The sequence below is a fragment of the Streptococcus oralis subsp. dentisani genome, assembly GCF_002096335.1.
Classification (GTDB): Bacteria; Bacillota; Bacilli; order Lactobacillales; family Streptococcaceae; genus Streptococcus; species Streptococcus oralis_Z.
In genome coordinates this window covers 610,116-628,939 of sequence record NZ_NCUW01000030.1, presented here as the reverse complement: position 1 = coordinate 628,939, position 18,824 = coordinate 610,116, and the positions used below count along the sequence as shown (strand labels likewise).

General features: G+C 40.3%; 21 protein-coding genes and 1 other annotated feature. All 21 genes read left to right on the top strand.

What is annotated here, in order from left to right:
* Positions 1 to 32: 32 nt before the first annotated feature.
* Positions 33 to 773, top strand: a complete 741-nt coding sequence (mecA, locus tag B7709_RS09585) for an adaptor protein MecA (protein WP_084972572.1) — start codon at positions 33 to 35, stop codon at positions 771 to 773.
* Positions 774 to 921: 148 nt separating this feature from the next.
* Entirely contained in the window at positions 922 to 2,208 is a 1,287-nt protein-coding gene (locus B7709_RS09580) for a homoserine dehydrogenase (RefSeq protein ID WP_084972571.1), read from the top strand.
* 1 nt (position 2,209) lies between these two features.
* Positions 2,210 to 3,079: a homoserine kinase gene (thrB, locus tag B7709_RS09575; protein ID WP_084972570.1), complete on the top strand. Its 870-nt coding sequence runs from the start codon at positions 2,210 to 2,212 to the stop codon at positions 3,077 to 3,079.
* 202 nt (positions 3,080 to 3,281) lie between these two features.
* Positions 3,282 to 4,220 (top strand): peptide-methionine (R)-S-oxide reductase MsrB, encoded by a 939-nt coding sequence (gene msrB, locus B7709_RS09565; RefSeq protein ID WP_084972569.1) that lies wholly within the window; start codon positions 3,282 to 3,284, stop codon positions 4,218 to 4,220.
* A gap of 59 nt (positions 4,221 to 4,279) precedes the next feature.
* Positions 4,280 to 6,004 carry an ABC transporter ATP-binding protein gene (locus B7709_RS09560; RefSeq protein ID WP_084972568.1) on the top strand — a complete coding sequence of 575 codons (1,725 nt, stop codon included), beginning with the start codon at positions 4,280 to 4,282 and terminating at the stop codon, positions 6,002 to 6,004.
* 1 nt (position 6,005) lies between these two features.
* Entirely contained in the window at positions 6,006 to 7,754 is a 1,749-nt protein-coding gene (locus tag B7709_RS09555; RefSeq protein WP_084972567.1) for an ABC transporter ATP-binding protein, read from the top strand.
* Positions 7,755 to 7,968: 214 nt separating this feature from the next.
* Positions 7,969 to 9,228: a TRZ/ATZ family protein gene (locus B7709_RS09550; RefSeq protein ID WP_084972566.1), complete on the top strand. Its 1,260-nt coding sequence runs from the start codon at positions 7,969 to 7,971 to the stop codon at positions 9,226 to 9,228.
* A gap of 61 nt (positions 9,229 to 9,289) precedes the next feature.
* Positions 9,290 to 9,425, top strand: a sequence feature (ribosomal protein L10 leader region).
* Positions 9,426 to 9,463: 38 nt separating this feature from the next.
* Positions 9,464 to 9,964 carry a 50S ribosomal protein L10 gene (gene rplJ, locus B7709_RS09540; protein ID WP_001287274.1) on the top strand — a complete coding sequence of 167 codons (501 nt, stop codon included), beginning with the start codon at positions 9,464 to 9,466 and terminating at the stop codon, positions 9,962 to 9,964.
* Positions 9,965 to 10,039: 75 nt separating this feature from the next.
* A complete protein-coding gene (rplL, locus tag B7709_RS09535) occupies positions 10,040 to 10,405 on the top strand; it encodes a 50S ribosomal protein L7/L12 (RefSeq protein WP_001196967.1) in 366 nt (121 codons plus the stop codon).
* A 200-nt stretch (positions 10,406 to 10,605) separates the two neighbouring features.
* Positions 10,606 to 10,779 (top strand): hypothetical protein, encoded by a 174-nt coding sequence (locus B7709_RS10145; RefSeq protein ID WP_000159607.1) that lies wholly within the window; start codon positions 10,606 to 10,608, stop codon positions 10,777 to 10,779.
* Positions 10,776 to 11,555 (top strand): replication initiator protein A, encoded by a 780-nt coding sequence (locus B7709_RS09525; RefSeq protein WP_048791742.1) that lies wholly within the window; start codon positions 10,776 to 10,778, stop codon positions 11,553 to 11,555. Before B7709_RS10145 ends, B7709_RS09525 begins: the two co-directional genes overlap by 4 nt.
* A 98-nt stretch (positions 11,556 to 11,653) precedes the next feature.
* A complete protein-coding gene (gene dcm / locus B7709_RS09520) occupies positions 11,654 to 13,012 on the top strand; it encodes a DNA (cytosine-5-)-methyltransferase (RefSeq protein ID WP_084972565.1) in 1,359 nt (452 codons plus the stop codon).
* Positions 12,996 to 13,445, top strand: coding sequence for a hypothetical protein (locus tag B7709_RS09515; protein ID WP_084972564.1), 450 nt, complete (start codon positions 12,996 to 12,998; stop codon positions 13,443 to 13,445). The genes dcm and B7709_RS09515 overlap by 17 nt, the downstream gene beginning before the upstream one ends.
* A complete protein-coding gene (locus B7709_RS09510; RefSeq protein WP_000566547.1) occupies positions 13,438 to 13,818 on the top strand; it encodes a thioredoxin domain-containing protein in 381 nt (126 codons plus the stop codon). The genes B7709_RS09515 and B7709_RS09510 overlap by 8 nt, the downstream gene beginning before the upstream one ends.
* 12 nt (positions 13,819 to 13,830) lie before the next feature.
* Positions 13,831 to 14,064, top strand: a complete 234-nt coding sequence (locus B7709_RS09505) for a hypothetical protein (RefSeq protein WP_000840776.1) — start codon at positions 13,831 to 13,833, stop codon at positions 14,062 to 14,064.
* A 2-nt stretch (positions 14,065 to 14,066) separates the two neighbouring features.
* Complete coding sequence (locus B7709_RS09500; protein ID WP_084972563.1) at positions 14,067 to 14,654, top strand: CPBP family intramembrane glutamic endopeptidase; 588 nt, start codon at positions 14,067 to 14,069, stop codon at positions 14,652 to 14,654.
* A gap of 333 nt (positions 14,655 to 14,987) precedes the next feature.
* Entirely contained in the window at positions 14,988 to 15,287 is a 300-nt protein-coding gene (locus B7709_RS09495) for a hypothetical protein (RefSeq protein ID WP_048791737.1), read from the top strand.
* The gene (locus tag B7709_RS09490; RefSeq protein ID WP_048791736.1) at positions 15,277 to 15,765 is read left to right on the top strand and encodes a hypothetical protein; all 489 of its coding nucleotides are present in this window, start codon (positions 15,277 to 15,279) and stop codon (positions 15,763 to 15,765) included. The genes B7709_RS09495 and B7709_RS09490 overlap by 11 nt, the downstream gene beginning before the upstream one ends.
* Positions 15,765 to 17,642: a VirD4-like conjugal transfer protein, CD1115 family gene (locus B7709_RS09485; RefSeq protein ID WP_084972631.1), complete on the top strand. Its 1,878-nt coding sequence runs from the start codon at positions 15,765 to 15,767 to the stop codon at positions 17,640 to 17,642. Before B7709_RS09490 ends, B7709_RS09485 begins: the two co-directional genes overlap by 1 nt.
* Before the next feature lie 20 nt (positions 17,643 to 17,662).
* Entirely contained in the window at positions 17,663 to 17,905 is a 243-nt protein-coding gene (locus tag B7709_RS09480) for a hypothetical protein (RefSeq protein ID WP_000627865.1), read from the top strand.
* 16 nt (positions 17,906 to 17,921) lie between these two features.
* Positions 17,922 to 18,776, top strand: coding sequence for a conjugal transfer protein TrbL (locus tag B7709_RS09475; RefSeq protein ID WP_001054257.1), 855 nt, complete (start codon positions 17,922 to 17,924; stop codon positions 18,774 to 18,776).
* The last annotated feature ends 48 nt before the right edge of the window (positions 18,777 to 18,824 follow it).

Genomic DNA, 18,824 nt, shown 5'->3' with positions numbered 1-18,824 from the left:
ATAGATAGACTGAAAGTATGAGGTTACTAGATATGAAGATGAAACAAATTAGTGATACGACACTGAAAATCACGATGACTTTAGATGATTTGATGGATCGGGGAATGGAGATTGCAGATTTTCTCGTTCCTCAGGAAAAAACCGAAGAATTTTTCTATGCTATTTTAGATGAATTAGAGATGCCAGACAATTTCTTGGATAGTGGCATGCTGAGTTTCCGTGTGACGCCAAAACCAGATAAGGTGGACGTCTTTGTAACCAAGTCCAAGATTGACCAAAACCTAGATTTTGAAGATTTGGCGGATCTACCTGACATGGAAGAATTAGCCCAAATGTCACCAGATGAATTTCTCAAAACCTTGGAAAAGAGTATCGCAGAAAAGACCAAGGATGATATTGAGGCTATTCAATCCCTAGAGCAAGTCGAGGCTAAGGAAGAGGAACTGGAGCAAGCGAACAAGGAGACTGAGAGCAAGAAGGAACCTTATATCTACTATATCTTGCGTTTTGCAAGCCTTTCTGACCTAGTTGCTTTTGCAAAGACGGTTAACTACCAGATGGAAACATCTGAACTCTACAAGATGAACGGACACTATTATTTGACAATTTTAGTCGATATTGAAAATCATCCTAGTCCATACCCAGCCTGGCTCTTGGCTCGTATGCGTGAATTTGCAGATGATAGTGACATCAGTCGCTCAGTCTTGCAAGAGTATGGGCAAATCTTGATCAACCACGATGCAGTTATCGGTCTGCAAAAAATTCATTCATAGTTTTTAGAAATCAATTTTCATTTATCAGGAAAGACGAATCATGGGATTCGTCTTTTCTTTACCAGACTGAAATAGTGATTTACTATATTAGGAATTTTCGCAAAATTCTGTTATAATGGCTATATCAGAAAATTTCTAGGAGACAAACATGACAGTTAAAATTGCTTTACTTGGATTTGGTACCGTTGCAAGTGGCGTGCCATTCCTCCTAAAGGAAAATGGAGAAAAAATCTTCCAATCAGCTCATTCAGAGATTGAAGTAGCCAAGGTATTGATCAAGGATGAAGATGAAAAGAATCGCTTGCTTGCTGCAGGGAATGACTTTAACTTTGTAACCAATGTAGATGATATTTTATCAGATCAGGACATTACGATTGTAGTGGAATTGATGGGGCGTATCGAACCTGCTAAGACCTTTATCACTCGTGCCCTGAAAGCTGGAAAACACGTTGTTACTGCTAACAAGGACCTTTTGGCTGTCCATGGTGCAGAATTGTTAGAAATCGCTAAAGCTAACAAGGTAGCACTCTACTACGAAGCAGCAGTAGCTGGTGGAATTCCAATTCTTCGTACGTTGGCAAATTCGCTGGCTTCTGACAAAATCACTCGTGTCCTTGGTGTGGTTAACGGAACTTCTAACTTTATGATGACCAAGATGGTCGAAGAAGGCTGGTCCTACGATGATGCTCTGGCTGAAGCGCAACGCCTAGGATTTGCAGAAAGCGACCCGACAAATGACGTAGACGGGATTGATGCAGCCTACAAGATGGTCATTTTGAGCCAATTTGCCTTTGGGATGAAGGTTGCTTTTGACGATGTAGCCCACAAGGGGATCCGCAATATCACACCAGAAGATGTGGCTGTAGCCCAAGACCTTGGTTATGTTGTGAAATTGGTTGGTTCTATTGAAGAAACTCCTTCAGGTATTGCCGCAGAAGTGACTCCAACCTTCCTGCCTAAAGCACACCCACTTGCCAGCGTGAATGGCGTGATGAACGCCGTCTTTGTAGAATCTATCGGTATTGGCGAGTCTATGTACTACGGACCAGGTGCTGGTCAAAAACCAACTGCAACAAGTGTTGTAGCGGATATTGTCCGTATCGTTCGTCGCTTGAATGATGGTACCATCGGTAAAGACTTCAACGAATATAGCCGTGACTTGGTCTTGGCCAAGCCTGAGGATGTCAAAGCAAATTACTACTTCTCAATCTTGGCTCCTGACTCAAAAGGTCAGGTCTTGAAACTTGCTGAAATCTTCAATGCTCAAGATATTTCCTTCAAGCAAATCCTTCAAGACGGAAAAGAGGGGGACAAGGCGCGTGTGGTCATCATTACACATAAGATCAATAAAGCGCAACTTGAGAAGGTTTCAGCTGAGTTGACCAAGGTATCAGAATTTGACCTCTTGAATAGCTTCAAGGTGCTAGGAGAATAAGATGAAGATTATTGTACCTGCAACCAGCGCCAATATCGGGCCAGGTTTTGACTCGGTTGGTGTAGCTGTTACCAAGTATCTTCAAATTGAAGTCTGTGAAGAACGAGATGAGTGGTTGATTGAACATCAGATTGGCAAATGGATTCCCCACGATGAGCGCAACCTTTTACTCAAGATTGCTTTACAAATTGCGCCTGACTTGCAACCAAGACGTTTGAAAATGACCAGTGATGTTCCCTTGGCGCGTGGCTTGGGTTCTTCTAGCTCGGTTATCGTTGCTGGGATTGAACTAGCTAATCAACTGGGCAAGCTCAACTTATCTGACCATGAAAAATTGCAGCTGGCGACCAAGATTGAAGGGCATCCTGACAATGTGGCACCAGCTATCTATGGAAATCTCGTTGTTGCGAGTTCTGTTGAAGGGCAAGTTTCAGCAATTGTAGCAGACTTCCCAGAGTGTGATTTCCTAGCCTACATTCCAAACTATGAATTGCGTACCCGAGACAGCCGCGGTGTCTTGCCTAAAAAGTTATCCTACAAGGAAGCTGTTGCGGCAAGTTCGATTGCCAACGTTGCTGTTGCAGCTTTGTTGGCAGGAGACATGGTGACTGCTGGCCAAGCGATTGAGGGAGACCTCTTCCACGAACGCTATCGTCAGGATTTGGTGAGAGAATTTGCGACGATTAAGCAAGTAGCCAAAGAAAATGGTGCCTATGCAACCTATCTCTCTGGAGCTGGACCGACAGTTATGGTCTTGGCTTCTCATGACAAGATGCCCACGATTAAAGCTGAATTGGAAAAGCAACCCTTCAAAGGAAAACTTCATGACTTGAAAGTTGATACCCAAGGTGTCCGTGTCGAAGAAAAATAAAGAATAGAAGATAGGATGGGGAAATTCTCGACCAGAGGACTTCCTATCCTTTTTTTGAAAAGAAGTTTATACTAAATGAAAATCAAAGAGCAAACTAGGAGGCTAGCCGCAGGCTGTACTTGAGTACGGTAAGGCGACGCTGACGTGGTTTGAAGAGATTTTCGAAGAGTATTAGTTAAAAACTTGATAAAGGAGAAAGAAGATGGCAGAAATTTATCTAGCAGGTGGTTGTTTTTGGGGCTTAGAGGAGTATTTTTCCCGAATTTCTGGAGTGCTGGCAACCAGTGTCGGCTACGCTAATGGGCAGGTCGAAACGACTAATTACCAGCTGCTCAAGGAAACAGATCATGCAGAAACGGTTCAAGTGATTTACGATGAGAAGGCAGTGTCACTCAGAGAGATTTTGCTCTATTATTTCCGAGTCATCGATCCTTTGTCTATCAACCAGCAAGGGAATGACCGCGGTCGCCAATATCGAACTGGGATATATTACCAAGATGAAACAGACTTGCCTGCTATCTACACTGTGGTGCAGAAGCAGGAGCGCATGCTTGGTCGAAAGATTGCAGTAGAAGTGGAGAAACTACGCCACTACATTCTGGCTGAAGATTACCACCAAGACTATCTTAAGAAGAATCCTTCTGGTTACTGTCATATCGATGTGACTGATGCTGAGAAGCCATTGATTGATGCCTCTAACTATGAAAAACCTAGTCAAGAAGTATTAAGGCAAAGTTTGTCAGAAGAGTCCTATCGTGTTACCCAAGAAGCTGCTACAGAGGCTCCATTTACCAACGCCTATGACCAAACCTTTGAAGAAGGAATTTATGTAGACATTACAACTGGTGAGCCACTCTTTTTTGCCAAGGATAAGTTTGCCTCAGGATGTGGTTGGCCAAGTTTTAGCCGTCCGATTTCTAAGGAATTGATTCATTATTACAAGGATATGAGCCATGGTATGGAGCGAATCGAGGTTCGTTCTCGGTCAGGCAATGCTCACTTGGGTCATGTTTTTACAGATGGGCCGCAGGAGTTAGGTGGTCTCCGTTACTGTATCAATTCTGCATCCTTGCGTTTTGTAGCCAAGGATGATATAGAAGAAGCAGGATATGGCTATTTATTGCCTTACTTAAACAAATAAAACAGAGAGGGTGGGCATTTCCACTTTCTTCATTTCCAGAATAAGAATAGAAGGGATTTATGAAACACTTATTATCTTACTTCAGACCCTATATCAAAGAATCCATTTTAGCCCCCTTATTCAAGTTACTCGAAGCTGTGTTTGAGCTTTTGGTTCCCATGGTGATTGCTGGAATTGTTGACCACTCCTTGCCTCAGAGAGATCAAGGGCACCTCTGGATGCAGATTGGCCTGCTCCTTATCTTTGCAGTGATTGGTGTTTTCGTAGCCTTGATAGCTCAATTTTATTCAGCCAAGGCAGCGGTAGGTTTTGCCAAAGAACTGACAGACGACCTCTATCGTCATATTCTTTCTTTACCAAAGGAAAGCAGAGACCGTTTGACAACTTCTAGCTTGGTGACCCGCTTGACCTCGGACACCTACCAGATTCAGACTGGTATCAATCAATTCCTGCGTCTCTTTTTGCGAGCGCCTATTATCGTTTTTGGTGCCATTTTTATGGCCTATCGCATCTCAGCTGAGCTGACTTTCTGGTTTTTGGTCATGGTTGTCATTTTGACCATTGTCATTGTAGGGCTCTCTCGACTGGTCAATCCTCTCTACAGCAGTCTCATAAAGAAAACGGACCAACTGGTTCAGGAAACGCGCCAGCAATTACAAGGGATGCGGGTCATTCGTGCATTTGGGCAAGAAAAACGAGAGTTACGGATTTTTCAAACCCTTAACCAAGTCTATGCCAGTTTACAAGAAAAGACGGGTTTCTGGTCTAGTTTGTTAACCCCTCTGACTTATCTGATTGTTAATGGAACTCTTCTCGTCATCATCTGGCAGGGATATATTTCAATTCAAGGAGGTTTATTCAGTCAAGGTGCCCTGATTGCCCTCATCAACTATCTCTTGCAGATCTTGGTGGAATTGGTTAAGCTCGCCATGCTGATAAATTCCCTCAACCAGTCCTATATCTCAGCTAAGCGAATCGAGGAAGTCTTTGCCGAAAATCCAGAAGACATCCATTCAGAGTTGGAACAAAAGCGGGTTGCCAGTAATCAGGTTTTACAAGTCCAAGAATTAACCTTTACCTATCCTGATGCGGCTCAGCCTTCTCTAAGAGACATTTCCTTTGATATGAAGCAAGGGCAAATCCTTGGAATCATTGGGGGAACAGGTTCTGGTAAATCAAGCTTAGTGCAAGTCTTACTTGGTCTTTATCCAGCAGATAAGGGAAGCATTGACCTTTATCGAGATGGACGTAGTCCTCTTAGTTTAGAGGAGTGGAGATCTTGGATTGCTTATGTGCCCCAAAAAGTCGAACTCTTTAAGGGAAACGTTCGTTCCAACTTGACTCTAGGTTTAGATCAAGAAGTAACTGATCAAGAACTCTGGCAGGCCTTGGAAATTGCGCAAGCAAAGGATTTTGTCAGTGAAAAGGAAGGACTCTTGGATGCCCTAGTTGAGGCAGGAGGGCGAAATTTCTCAGGTGGACAAAAACAAAGGCTGTCTATCGCCCGAGCAGTCTTGCGTCAAGCTCCATTTCTCATCCTAGATGATGCGACCTCGGCCCTCGACACCATTACCGAGTCCAAGCTCTTGAAAGCTATCCGAGAGAACTTACCAAACACGAGCTTGATCTTGATTTCTCAACGAACCTCGACTTTACAGGTGGCTGACCAGATTCTCCTTTTGGAAAAAGGAGAGCTTCTAGCTGTCGGCAAGCATGAGGACTTGATGAAGACTAGTCAAGTATATCGTGAAATCAATGTATCCCAACATGGAAAGGAGGACTAGTATGAGACGACAAACTGCTAACCAGACGCTCAAACGTTTGGCTAAAGACCTTGCAAGCCATCCTTTCCTTCTTTTCCTAGCCTTTCTAGGAACTATTGCTCAGGTTGGTTTATCTATTTACCTACCTATCTTGATTGGGCAGGTTATTGACCAAGTCCTAGTGGCTGGTTCTTCACCAGTTTTTTGGCAGATCTTTATTCAGATGGTATTGGTGGTCATAGGAAATACCCTAGTTCAATGGGCCAATCCTCTCCTCTATAATCGTCTAATCTTCTCTTACACCAAAGACTTGCGAGAGCGGATCATCCATAAGCTCCATCATTTACCGATTGCTTTTGTGGACCGGCAAGGCAGTGGGGAGATGGTTAGTCGTGTAACCACGGACATAGAACAGTTGGCAGCTGGCTTGACCATGATTTTTAACCAATTTTTCATTGGTGTCTTGATGATTTTGGTTAGTATTCTAGCTATGCTCCAAATTCACCTCCTCATGACCTTCTTGGTCTTGCTGTTGACGCCCCTGTCTATGGTAATTTCACGCTTTATCGCCAAAAGATCCTACTATCTCTTCCAAAAGCAAACCGAGACAAGGGGAATTCAGACCCAGTTGATTGAAGAATCACTTAGCCAGCAGACCATTATCCAGTCTTTTAATGCTCAAGGAGAGTTTATCCAAAGGCTGCGTAAGGCTAATGACAATTATTCAGGCTATTCTCAGTCAGCCATCTTTTATTCTTCAACTGTCAATCCTTCGACTCGCTTTGTAAATGCGCTCATTTATGCCCTTCTAGCTGGGGTAGGAGCTTATCGTATCATGATGGGTTCCACCTTGACCATCGGGCGTTTAGTGACTTTTTTGAACTATGTCCAGCAGTACACCAAGCCCTTTAACGATATTTCTTCTGTTTTAGCCGAATTGCAAAGTGCTCTTGCTTGCGCAGAGCGTGTCTATGCTGTCTTAGAAAGTCCTGAGGTGGCTGAAACAGGTAAGGAAGTCTTGACCAGTGACCAAGTGAAGGGGGCTATTTCCTTTAAACATGTCTCTTTTGGATACAATCCTGAAAGGATCTTGATTAAGGACTTGTCTATTGAAATTCCAGCTGGTAGCAAGGTGGCTATTGTTGGTCCGACAGGTGCTGGAAAATCAACCCTCATCAATCTCCTCATGCGTTTTTATCCCATTAACTCGGGAGATATCTTGCTAGATGGAAGATCCATTTATGATTATACTCGTGCGTCTCTGCGACAGCAGTTTGGCATGGTGCTACAGGAAACCTGGCTCAAACAAGGGACCATTCATGATAATATTGCCTTTGGCAATCCTGAAGCCAGTCGAGAGCAAGTGATTACTGCTGCAAAAGTAGCCAATGCAGACTTTTTCATCCAACAGTTACCCCAAGGCTATGATACCAAACTGGAAAATGCAGGTGAATCTCTCTCTGTCGGTCAGGCTCAGCTCTTAACCATTGCCCGAGTCTTTCTGTCTATTCCCAAGATTCTCATCCTAGACGAGGCGACTTCTTCCATCGATACGAGAACAGAAGTGCTGGTCCAGGACGCCTTTGCCAAACTCATGAAGGGGCGAACAAGCTTTATCATTGCCCACCGCTTGTCTACCATTCAGGATGCGGATCTGATTCTAGTCTTGGTGGATGGTGACATCGTGGAGTATGGCAATCATCAGGATCTCATGGCCAGAAAGGGCAAGTATTACCAAATGCAAAAAGCTGCGGCTTTTAGCTCTGAATAAGCCATTCCTATCCATCTTAAAGTCTTAATGACACTAAAAGTTGCCTTCGGGTGACTTTTTTGTTACAATAGCTAGAAAAATTATTCACTGTAATACTCAATGAAAATCAAAGAGCAAACTAGGAAGCTAACTACAGGCTGTACTTGAGTACGGCAAGGAGAAGCTGACGTGGTTTGAATTTAGTATAAATTGTCTTTTAGAAAAGGAGCCTAGTATGAAAGTCTATCAGTATGTAAATATCGTGACCTGTGACCAAGATTTCCATGTTTATTTGGATGGCCTTTTGGCTGTTAAGGATTCTCAAATCGTCTATGTCGGTCAAGAGAAGCCAGAGATTTTAGATCAAGCTGAGCAGATTATAGACTATCAAGGAGCTTGGATCATGCCTGGTTTGGTCAATTGCCATACCCATTCTGCTATGACAGGATTGAGAGGGATCCAAGATGATAGCAATCTCCATGAATGGCTTAATGACTATATCTGGCCAGCAGAAGCAGGTTTTACGCCGGACATGACTACAAAAGCGGTCAAGCAGGCTCTGACAGAGATGCTCCAGTCAGGAACAACAAGCTTCAACGATATGTATAATCCCAATGGTGTGGATATGGAGCGAATTTATCAGGCAGTGAAAGCTTCCAAGATGCGTTGTTATTTCTCACCGACCCTCTTTTCCTCAGAGGCAGAAACGACTTCTGAGACTATGAGTAAAACACGTGCCATTATCGAGGAAATCTTAGAATATGAAAATCCAAATTTCAAGGTTATGGTAGCTCCTCACTCTCCATACAGTTGTAATCAAGACTTGCTGGAAGCGAGCTTAGAAATGGCAAAAGAGCTAAATATTCCTCTCCATATCCATGTGGCGGAGACCAAGGAGGAGTCAGGCATTATCCTGAAACGATACGGCAAACGCCCTCTCGCCTTTCTAGAAGAACTGGGTTACTTAGAGCATCCGTCTGTCTTTGCTCACGGGGTCGAATTAAACGAGCGAGAAATTGAACGTTTATCAACCTCTCAAGTGGCTATCGCCCACAATCCTATCAGTAATCTCAAACTAGCTTCAGGGATTGCTCCAATCATCCAACTCCAAAAAGCAGGAGTAGCAGTCGGAATTGCGACTGACTCGGTCGCTTCCAATAACAATCTTGATATGTTTGAGGAAGGACGGACCGCCGCTCTTCTACAGAAAATGAAGAGTGGAGATGCCAGTCAGTTTCCAATCGAAACAGCCCTCAAAGCTCTGACGATAGAAGGCGCCAAGGTTCTTGGAATGGAAGAACAGATAGGAAGTCTGGAAGTTGGCAAGCAAGCAGATTTTCTGGTCATCCAACCACAAGGGAAAATCCATCTCCAACCTCAGGAAAATATGCTCTCGCATCTAGTCTATGCAGTCAAATCCAGTGATGTTGACGATGTCTACATTGCAGGAGAGCAGGTTGTCAAGCAAGGGCAAGTTTTGACAGTAGAGATTTAAAAAAATTTCAAAAAAGTTTGCAAAAATCTTGCATTCTCTTTTTGTCTATGCTATACTTATATACGGTTTGAAAAAACTGCCTAAGACAGTAGGGGAGCTCGACTCATAAGTATCCTACCGAGGACAAAACGTATCATGTAAAAAGAAGCGTATTGTACTTTCGTGTCTAGGTTTGGGCGCGTTTTTCTTTTGGAAAAATTCCCCAAGCAAAATAATTACGGAGGTGAACACACTAATGAGTGAAGCAATTATTGCTAAAAAAGCGGAACTAGTTGACGTAGTAGCTGAAAAAATGAAAGCTGCTGCATCTATCGTCGTGGTAGACGCTCGTGGTTTGACAGTTGAGCAAGATACAGTTCTTCGTCGTGAGCTTCGTGGAAGCGAAGTTGAGTATAAAGTCATTAAAAACTCAATCTTGCGTCGTGCAGCTGAAAAAGCTGGTCTTGAAGATCTTGCATCAGTATTTGTTGGACCATCTGCAGTAGCATTTTCTAACGAAGATGTTATCGCACCAGCGAAAATCTTGAACGATTTTGCTAAGAACGCTGAAGCACTTGAAATCAAAGGTGGCGCAATCGAAGGCGCTGTCGCATCTAAAGAAGAAATCGTTGCTCTTGCAACTCTTCCAAACCGCGAAGGACTTCTTTCTATGCTCCTTTCTGTACTTCAAGCGCCAGTGCGCAACGTTGCTCTTGCAGTCAAAGCGGTTGCAGACAACAAAGAAGACGCAGCTTAATCTTAAGCTACGCAGCGTAGCCTAGCTACGAAAAAAACTATTATAAAATTTAAAACTTATTTGGAGGAAATAACAATGGCATTGAACATTGAAAACATTATTGCTGAAATTAAAGAAGCTTCAATCCTTGAATTGAACGACCTTGTAAAAGCTATCGAAGAAGAATTTGGTGTAACTGCGGCTGCTCCTGTAGCTGTAGCTGCTGCTGGTGGCGCTGAAGAAGCTGCTAAAGATTCATTCGACGTTGAATTGACAGCTGCAGGCGACAAGAAAGTCGGCGTTATCAAAGTTGTACGTGAAATCACAGGTCTTGGTCTTAAAGAAGCTAAAGAACTTGTTGATGGTGCACCAGCTCTTGTTAAAGAAGGCGTTGCAGCAGCAGAAGCTGAAGAAATCAAAGCTAAATTGGAAGAAGCTGGAGCTTCAGTTACTCTTAAATAAGAGGCATATACCAATTAGAATTCGGAATACTATAGTATCAGCCTTTTAGAATCGTGAACACATTTTAGAAACTGATAAATTAATTTAGTTTCCTACCAAAAACCCTACCAAAAATTAATTTGGCAGGGTTTTTCTTTTTAATAAAATTATTTTGGAGAACAGTTGAATATTGTTCTCCTTTTTTATTTTCAGGAGGAAAAATGACAAAAGAATTACAATCATCACGCTATATTGTCATTTCATTTTTAGTACGTGAAATGGGAATTGACATTGTTGAAGCCATCTCTCTTATGGCTGAATTAGAAAAAAGTGGCTTGGTTCGATTGGAATCAAGTGGAGATTTAATACTCAAAGAACTTGGAGGAGCGCTATGAAACGAATTACCGCAAATCAATACCAAACTTCAGAACGGTATTATAAATTACCTAAAATTCTTTTTGAGGATGAGAAATATATGGATATGAAACTAGAGGTAAAGGTGGCTTATTCTATTTTAAAAGATCGTTTAGAATTATCTCTTAGTCGTGGTTGGATAGATGAAGAAGGAGCGGTTTATTTAGTATTTTCTAATTCTAAACTGATGAAGCTATTAGGTTGTTCGAAGTCAAAATTACTGTCCATCAAAAGAACTCTTAAAGAATATGATTTAATTGATGAAGTTCAACAATCTTCAAGTGAGAAAGGAAGACTAGCTAATAAGATTTATTTAGGGGAATTATCTTCTACCCCAGTAGGTAATTCAAACAGGCCTAGTGTTAAAAAAAGACTAGGGCAGGTTGAAAATGAAACGACCCCCGTCTCATATTCAGCCCCTAGTGAGACTGAAGTTAGTGAGACTAAATATAGTGAGACTGATTTTTTATTTATTGAGGATGAGGAGGATAGGAATACTCAACCTATCTTGAAAAGAAAAGTAGAAAAGGTCACAAAATATGATCGAGATTATATTTGGGGATTGGTACAAGATCAATTTAGACGAGAAGGTTTTTCTGAAACAGCCAGTGAAATTGCTATGACTGATTTTGAGAGAATCTATCAGTATGCTCTAGATAATGTTCGCTTTGTTAGACGTGCGGAAGTGCTTGCTGAATTTGTGTTTAACGGTTTGTATTCTGTTTGGAATAACCGTGTTAGAAAAGGAGGTAGTTAAATGTCGCCAATCGAGTGGATATTAGTTATGTTCATTTTAATTTCAAGTGGTGTGACTCTTTGGACATTGGTAGTCGATCAGAAAGGAGTAATCAAGAAATGAAATTTATTGATTTATTTTCTGGTATCGGTGGATTTCGACTAGGAATGGAAAGTGTCGGACACGAGTGTATTGGATTTTGTGAGATTGATAAATTTGCTAGAGAATCTTATAAGTCCATTTTTCAAACGGAAGGAGAAATCGAATTTCATGACATACGAGATGTTTCAGATGACGAATTTAAAAAACTTAGAGGGAAAGTCGATGTCATCTGTGGGGGATTCCCTTGTCAAGCATTTTCAATCGCAGGAAGACGATTGGGATTTGAAGATACTAGAGGAACTTTGTTCTTTGAAATTGCTCGGGCGACCAAACAAATCCAACCACGTTTTCTTTTTCTTGAAAATGTTAAAGGCCTACTCAATCACGATAAGGGACGGACGTTCACCACAATCCTTACCACGTTTGATGAGTTGGGGTTTGATGTTGAGTGGCAGGTGCTTAACAGTAAGGATTTTGGCGTTCCCCAAAACAGAGAAAGGGTGTTTATTATCGGACATTCTAGAAAGAGAGGTACCAGACTTTTATTTCCTTTCAGACGAGAAGGTCAAGCAACTAACTCTGAGATTTTAAAGACATTAGGGAATTTGAATCCATCAAAAAGTGGAATGAGCGGTAAAGTTTATTATACAGAAGGTCTTGCGCCAACCTTAGTTCGTGGTAAAGGAGAAGGATTTAAGATTGCGATTCCTTGTATGACACCAGATAGATTAGACAACAGACAAAATGGTAGATGCTTTAAGGGAAACCAAGAGACGATGTTTACTTTAAATACTCAGGATTGCCATGGTATTGTCGTTGTTGGAGATTTACCAACTAGCTTTAAGGAGACCGGTCGCGTCTATGGAAGTGAGGGCTTATCTCCAACACTGACTACGATGCAAGGGGGAGATAAAATTCCCAAAATACTGATTCCAGAACCAATCCAATTTTTAAAAGTCCGAGAAGCAACGAAAAAAGGATATGCTCAAGCAGAGATTGGGGATTCAATCAATTTAGAAAGACCAAGTTCTCAGTATCGTCGTGGTAGAGTTGGAAAAGGTATAGCCAATACTTTGACAACTAGTGGTCAAATGGGAGTAGTAGTGGCTAGCTATGAAGGAGAAGATAGACAAGTTTACCAAGTAGCTGGTGTATTAATAGACGGACAATTTTACCGTTTGAGAATACGACGAATCACTCCTAAAGAGTGTTTTCGATTGCAGGGCTTTCCTGATTGGGCTTTTGAAGCTGCTAGAAAAGTCTCTAGTAATAGTCAGCTCTATAAACAAGCTGGTAATAGTGTAACCGTTCCTGTGATTGCCGCAATCGCAAAGAAATTAAAAGAAATAGAGGAAAAAGATGAAAGCATTAAATAAAGAATCAATACTAGATTGTGATGAATTAGAAATAGAATTACATGATGCAGAGATCAAACAGCTGGATGAACAATTATTTTTGATGCCCAATTATCCATGTGAGTTTGAAGTGACATTTTTAGATGATTACCACAAAAAACATAATTACCCACTATTTTACGAATCCTATCTTCAAAACATTATGGACTTCCTTGAAAGTCAAGAAATAAAGAATGGAGTTGATGCCTTTGTAGATGATCATCAAAATCTTGTTTTTGTTTTATATGGACAAGGCTATCGAGCCGAGGGAAAAGAGGGAATACTTACAACCCAAGTAACTGTAAAAGCTTATGATGAAGACAAGCAACCGATTAACTTCGCAAATTTATTAGATTCCTTAATCGTATCAGAATATCAAATGGAACCGAATCTTTGGGAGGTCTCCCATGATTGATCTCTATCTAAGTAAAAATAGCCAAAGAAATCAACTTCTTTTAGACTTCTTCCAAAACTATGGCATCGAGGTATCTTGTCATTCAGTTTCTGAAATGACAAAGGATAAATTAATTGAGATGATGAGCTATTCTTCAGATTGTTTTGAATTTTTATCTCCCAATTTATTACGATTTAAGAACCGTGACAATCTAAGATTAACGGATTTCATTGAAATGATATTAAAAAATCCTGAACTAACCATCAGGCTTCCTCTTGCGGTTTCAAATAAGCGAGTTTATCCAAATCTGAATCTAGAGGAGGCTAGAGCTTTATTACCTAGAGATACGAAACAATTGATTTACATGGAACAAACACATTATTTATCAAGTTAAAGGAGAAGCAATATGGCAGAACGATTTTGGGAGAACTTGTCCATTATTTTGGCTGAAAGAAATATCAGCTGGATTGAGTTAACCAGAAAAATGTTTGCGGGAGAGTTTCACTATCCAAGTGAATTGAATCGTTTGTATCAAAAGATACGCCACTACAAGATGGAACAACGAATGCCTCAAAGTCCATGGGTAGAAAGGATTGTGCAGGTATTAGATTTAGATTATGAAGATTTATTTCGGAGGTAACTATGAAAAGAATAATTCCAGTTTATATATTCCAACAAGTTAATGTCCTATTGCTATCCCTATACTTACTTAAATTGCTTTGTATCGGTGAGTTAACTATACTACAGATTCTCTATTGTGCGTCACTCATTTCTTTTTTATGGATGTATGGTCAACGAAAACAAGTGGCCAAGGTCAATATGAAAATTAGGATAAAGTGGATTGGTATTGGATTCGTTAGCCTACTGATTACAAGCCTATGTTTTAGTCTGATTCATGCTCAAGGAAGCACGAACCAAGCAAACTTAATTGGCCTTCAACATCAAGTTCCTTGGTTTTCATTTTTATTGTTCTTAATCAATGCGAGTATGGTTGAAGAATTTCTGTATCGAGAAATTATATGGAACTTGGTCAGTAAAATAGATATTAGAGTTGCTTTGACAAGTGTTTTATTTGCCTTAGCACATCATCCAGGAACCATACTAGCTTGGTGTTTATATGTTTCACTTGGGATGTTTTTAGGGATGGTGCGCTATAAATCTGACTTATGGGGAAGTATGGGTGTACATTTGGTGTGGAACCTACTAGTTTATAGTTTGCTGCTTTTTTAGACCAAATTAGCTTGTTTTAGGGAAATGAAATGCTAACGTTATGTAACAACGTTAGTCTTTTATTTCAAAATCTTTGTTTAGTATGAATTTAGCTCTACAGAAAAATAAAAAATGTGATAAAAATTTCAACTACTCTTATCTATAATAAAGCTACCTGTTCTTTGAAAATTGAATCCACTCCGTCTTGATTAGCGTGCCTGTGTAAGTAGGGACTGAGAGTATCTCCCTGTGAAGGGCAACTGGCACAAGACGTGTGTGAGAATTTTCTAACAGACACGGAGTTTATCGTTACCAGACTTAAACGATGCGACAAACTAGATAAAGGAGTTAATCATGAAGGTAGTAAACTTGTATGATTTGAAACAAATGGGAAATAAAGGTGGTTGTACCATCCAATTGATTCATCACTTTCCTTTTGGTATGGGCTTAGGACATCTTAAAAAAGACTACATTGAATTTAAACGTGTTGGTATCGTTGATGGGAATGCAGTAGAAGTTACTCTTCGAGAACCTTATTCGAGAGATCTACTGCAGGTTGTCAAGTCGATTAAGCAACGTCAGAAATTGATAGCTTATCGTTATAAAGAAGGAAAGCTGCTATTTGTTAAGAAGGAGGTATCAGATGTCCTCTGAACAACAGGAACGAATGGCGGTTCAATATGCTGAGCGTAGTCTTTTATTTACTGTAAAAAGTCTTTTAAAGATTCTAGAATGGTCTAGACGTCAGGCTTTAGCACAGGATTCCGCCTATAAGATAGGGGTGCAGAAATTAGAAGAATTGCTACAATCTCCCTATTCGATTGATACGATTAATCTGAAAAAAGATTTTTTAGACAAACCAATTGATATAGAGAAATTTAAAGCTTTTTTAGAAAAAGAAGAGATTCCTTTAGCCATCGCTTGGCAAGGGGATTCTCTACATTTCTACACGAAAGACCGTTCGATTCTGGACAATCATTTAGACCATCTGTTAGAAAAAATGGTTAATAATCCAGAGAAATTAGCTGATTTTACCATGGATAAGTCATTAGACGATGCAATTGATGAGGCTAAATCCCAAATTACCTTTAGACAAGAAGGAGCCGTCAAACAGAAAGAGATGGTGAGATGATGTACAGTGGAAAGAAATTCCTACTATTCTCACTGTTAGGTATCTTACTAGGCTATCTTTTTCATCGTTTGACGCTTTTGTATGATTCCTATACTGGAAATACATTAGATAAATGGACTCATCTTCTGATGGAGGGTCAAGATGAAGTTCTTCAGTCGCCATGGAATATTTCTTTTACTGGAAAATCAAGTGCTTTTTTTCTACTAGGCTTTGTGATGATGTTGCTGGTTTATCTCTATTTAGAGACTTGCAAAAAACAATACCGAGAAGGAGTAGAATACGGGAGCGCCCGTTTTGGAACTCTAAAAGAAAAGAAGCTCTTTTACGGTAAAGAATTTTCTCATGATACGATCTTAGCTCAAGATGTTCGTTTGACATTATTAGATAAGAAATCACCCCAATATGATAGAAATAAGAATATTGCGGTGATCGGAGGTTCAGGAAGTGGGAAGACCTTTCGCTTTGTAAAACCCAATCTGATTCAGATGAATAGTTCAAATATTGTCGTGGATCCTAAAGATCACTTAGCTGAGAAAACAGGAAGACTCTTTTTGGAACATGGCTACCAAGTAAAGGTGCTAGATTTAGTCAATATGAAGAACTCAGATGGCTTCAATCCTTTCCGCTATATAGAGACAGAAAATGATTTGAATCGCATGCTGACGGTTTATTTCAATAACACCAAAGGCTCTGGCTCTCGTAGTGATCCATTTTGGGATGAAGCTTCTATGACTTTGGTACGAGCTTTAGCCTCCTACTTGGTCGATTTCTATAACCCACCTAAAACAAGAGAACAGCACATTGAAGAGAGTCGTTTGAGTCAAACAGAATACCAAAACTTGTTGAAACGTCAAAAAAAAGAAGTGGAAGAGCGAAAAAAAAGAGGGCGTTATCCAAGTTTTGCTGAAATCTCAAAACTCATTAAACACTTATCCAAGGGTGAAAATCAAGAAAAAAGTGTCTTAGAAATTCTATTTGAAAATTATTCTAAAAAGTATGGGACTGAAAATTTTACCATGCGAAATTGGGCAGATTTTCAAAATTATAAGGATAAGACTCTGGATTCTGTTATAGCTGTAACCACTGCTAAATTTGCCCTCTTCAATATTCAAAGTGTCATGGATTTGACCAAAAGAGATACCCTTGATATGAAGACATGGGGCCAGGAAAAATCAATGGTTTACCTAGTTATCCCAGATAACGATAGTACCTTTCGCTTTCTTTCAGCCCTCTTTTTTTCAACCGTATTTCAAACCTTAACAAGACAAGCAGATATTGATTTTAAGGGTCAATTGCCTCTTCATGTGAGAGTCTATTTAGATGAGTTCGCGAATATCGGAGAAATCCCAGATTTTGCTGAACAAACCTCAACAGTTCGTTCTCGTAATATGAGTCTCGTTCCCATTCTTCAAAATATTGCACAACTTCAAGGGCTCTATAAAGAAAAAGAAGCTTGGAAAACTATTCTTGGAAATTGTGATAGCTTAGTCTACTTAGGTGGTAATGATGAAGATACCTTTAAATTTATGAGTGGGTTACTCGGTAAACAAACCATTGATGTTCGAAATACCAGTCGTTCCTTTGGCCAGACAGGTTCAGGATCCCTTTCTCATCAAAAGATTGCTCGTGATTTAATGACACCTGATGAAGTCGGAAATATGAAACGGCATGAATGCTTGGTTCGAATTGCCAATATGCCTGTCTTTAAAAGCAAAAAATACAATTCCACTAAGCATCCAAACTGGAAATACCTAGCCAATCAAGAAACCGATGAACGGTGGTGGAACTATCAAATCAATCCTTTGAATCAAAGACAAGAAAATCATCTTGAAGGCCTTAGAATTCGTGATTTAACTTTTGAATCTAGTTTAAAATAAAAATAGAAAAGAGGAAATAGATGATTACGCATTTTAAAGGTTTTGTTTATGGAGTAGACGCAAGTGCCATGTTTGCACAAGCTATGTCTTTGTTGCAGAAGGGATTGATTGCGGTTGGTGCCTTTCTCGTTGTTGTGGGGATTGTCAACCTTGCAACCAACATTAAAGATGGTGGACCAGGTGTTCGGAATGCCATTCTTGAAATTGTCGGTGGAGTTATGGTAGGGGCTGCTGGAGCCTTTGTAACCCAGATTTCTATTTAGGAGGATCAACAATGACATGAATCTTAGTTTAGTCTCACCCTTTGTTTACCTTGCATCTGAAAAAATATCAGCTGAAAATTTATTTGAAGGATTTAATGTAGATTTACAATCTACGGTAGATTTGATTAAATCTCTATCTAGCTACAATCCAACTGTTTGGACTTATATGTCTAGTATTACTAAAAGTGTCATGCAGCCTCTTGGAGTTGCGATTTTATCAGTTGTTCTCATCTTAGAATTTTCGAAGATGGCAAAGAAAATTGCTAACTCAGGAGGAGCGATGACCTTTGAAGCATTAGCGCCGATGTTGATTAGTTACATTATGGTCGCAGTTGTAATTACCAATACTACCGTTATCGTAGAAGCTATCATCGGGATTGCGAGTCACGCCATTGAACAAGTGGCCTCGATTGTGGCTCACGGTGGGGCAAAGTATGATACCATCTCTGGATTAAAAGGTTCAGGATTTATTGGCCGGATGATTGTGGGCTTTTTCGCCCTCCTAATTTGGCTAGTTCGGATAGTAAGTGCAGCCATGGTCAATCTTTTGGTATCCATTCGATTTATTCAACTCTACCTTATGATTCCATTTGCCCCTCTTACGATTCCAACATTTTTAAGTGATGAGTGGAAGTCTATTGGTATTGGCTATTTAAAAAATATTATGGTCTATGCGGTACAAGGGGTTCTCATTTTTCTGATTGTTTCTCTTGTTCCTTTATTTGAATCTGCTGGGAAAATAGCTGTTTCAAATGGTGCAGGAGTCCTGCAATCACTTGCGATTATGTTTGGTAGTTTGGTACAAGCTATCTTACTGATTATTGCCCTCGTTGGTTCTCAACGTACGGCTCGCTCAATCTTAGGTATGTAATTAGATAAAGGCTAGGAAGTGGATGCTTCTTAGCCTTTTTAGAAAGGA